At 64.7% G+C, this 2,185-nt stretch carries 1 protein-coding gene and 1 pseudogene; both read right to left on the bottom strand.

Annotated features, from left to right (window positions below; translation table 11 throughout):
• Positions 1–244: 244 nt before the first annotated feature.
• A complete protein-coding gene (locus EOA28_RS33385) occupies positions 245–1,711 on the bottom strand; it encodes a UdgX family uracil-DNA binding protein (protein ID WP_127253851.1) in 1,467 nt (488 codons plus the stop codon).
• A gap of 2 nt (positions 1,712–1,713) precedes the next feature.
• Positions 1,714–2,185, bottom strand: a pseudogene (locus tag EOA28_RS33380) (radical SAM protein); the annotation flags it as partial.

Below are 2,185 nucleotides of genomic sequence, written 5' to 3'. Positions count from 1 at the left end.
TGTATAAGAGACAGGCATGAGCGTCGGCGCCGCCCCTCATCCGCCCTTCGGGCACCTTCTCCCCGTGAACGGGGAGAAGGCGATGGGCGCGCTACGCTGGCGATTGGCGAAGCGCTGCGTGACAGCCCTTTCTCCCCGTCACTATACGGGCAGAAATGCCCGGCAGGGCAATGAGGGGCAGCGCGGACGGTGGCTGCTTAATCGATGTTGCTTGTGTTCGAAGAGAAGCGCCTAGGGCTACCCATCAACCAGCCATCAACTTTCTCACCTTCCGCATATCCTGCAAGAACCGCTCCCTCTCGGCCTCCTTGTCCTCCTGCTCCCGGATGCGCAGGATGAAGGAGGGGTGGATCGTCAGGAACACCCGCAAGCCATCCTCGCGCTCGACAACGTCGCCGCGCATCTTGGTGATCGGCACCGCCTTGCCGAGCAGCGATTGCGCCGCCGTCGCGCCGAGCGCCACAACGAGGTTGGGCTTGACCAGGTCAAGCTCCTTGTCCAGCCACCAGCGGCAGGCCTGGATCTCACCGGCATTGGGCTTGGAGTGGATGCGCCTTTTGCCGCGCGGCTCGAATTTGAAGTGTTTCACCGCATTGGTCACATAGACCTTGTGGCGATCGATCGCGGCGTCGTCCAGGATGCTGTCGAACACCTTGCCCGCCGGCCCGACGAACGGCTTGCCGGCCAGATCCTCTTGGTCGCCGGGCTGCTCGCCGACGAAGATCACGTCGGCATTTTCTGGCCCTTCGCCGAAGACGGTCTGCGTCGCATCGCGCCACAACGGGCAGCGGCGGCAGCCTTTCGCCTCCTCGCGCAGCTCCGGAATATCGTCGGCCTCAGGCGCCGCCACATCGGACGGCTCGGGCGTGGGCCAGTGCTTGGCCTTCACCTTGGCATGATGCGGTGCTGGGCTGGTTGGCATCCGGGCGATCATGTCTGACGCGGCTTTGTCCGCTCCTGCTATCAAATCTGGAATGAGCGAGGCCTCGGGAAGGTTCCGCCAATATTTCTTCGGCATCTCCTTCTGCATCGCCTTCACCTTGAGGCGGGCCGGGTTGAAGATGTTTTCGAAATAGGTCCGCCACAACGCCTCGGCATCGTCTTCCGCCGGCGCGTCGCGCTTGGCCGCACCCGGCCCCATCGCCAGCCTCTCGCCGTCCCAGTCGGCCGAGGCATGCGGGGTCAGGATCGTCCAGCGCATGCCAGTGAAACGACGCACGAAGAAATCGGCATTGCGCTCGACGATGTAATGGTCGGGCTCGAACCACGCGACATAGCGCTCGTCGGCGCCTTCGCCGATTTTTCGGAAGCGCACGAAGGCGCGCATCTTGTGGATGTCGCGGTGCACGGCCTTCTCCATCGCCTCCAGCCGCCGGATATCGGGATCGGTGGCGATCGAAAGCAGCTTCGGCTCCGAGCGCAATCGCCAGAGCAGCCGGTAAAGAAAGCCGAAGCGGTCGGGATCGCAATGGCAGATGGCCGTCTCGGCGCGCTCGATGAAGTCGCGCGGCACGACCAGCCGCGCTTCGGCCTGTGCCGCCGGCAGATTGCTGGCGCCATCTTCGCGATCTGGCTCGACCTGCCACGCGACATCTTCCGGCGGAATATCGTTCGTCGCCAGCCGCCGCGCCGCGTCGCGCCAGCCGGCGAAATCGGTCTGGCTTTCGAGCCGGACGACATAAGCAGCGAGGTTGAGCTGGGTTCTTGCCATGCTCAGAACAAGGAAAGCTGCTCGCAGGAGCGGGTGATCACCTGGCGCAAGCCGGCCTTGTCGGTCAGCGCGCCGGGCGACCAGCCTTCCGCGACGATGAAGGGCCGCACCTTGGCGATCGAATGGCAGAGCCGGCCGACATCCTCGAGCCGCAGCCGGCGGTGACGGCGCGTCTCGACGATCCTGTCGATGACCTTGGTGCCGAGCCCGGGAACGCGCAGCAGCGCCTCTCGCTCGGCGCGGTTGACGTCGACCGGGAATCGGCCCCGATTGCGCAGCGCCCAGGCGAGCTTGGGATCGATGGCAAGGTCGAGCATCCCGTCATTGCTGCCGGCCAGGATTTCCGGCTGCGAGAAGCCGTAGAAGCGCATCAGCCAGTCGGCCTGATAGAGCCGGTGCTCGCGCATCAGCGGCGGTTTCTGCAAGGGCAGCGAAGATGTTGAATCGGGTATCGGGCTGAACGCGGAGTAGTAG

It is taken from the genome of Mesorhizobium sp. M2A.F.Ca.ET.067.02.1.1 (genome assembly GCF_004023285.1).
GTDB lineage: Bacteria > Pseudomonadota > Alphaproteobacteria > Rhizobiales > Rhizobiaceae > Mesorhizobium.
Note: the sequence above shows the minus strand (reverse complement) of the source record. Positions and strands in the feature narration are given on the sequence as shown.

Coding starts and splice junctions, on each gene's coding strand:
- EOA28_RS33385 (WP_127253851.1), bottom strand. CDS start 1,711: ATGGCAAGAACCCAGCTCAACCTCGCTGCTTATGTCGTCCGGCTCGAA.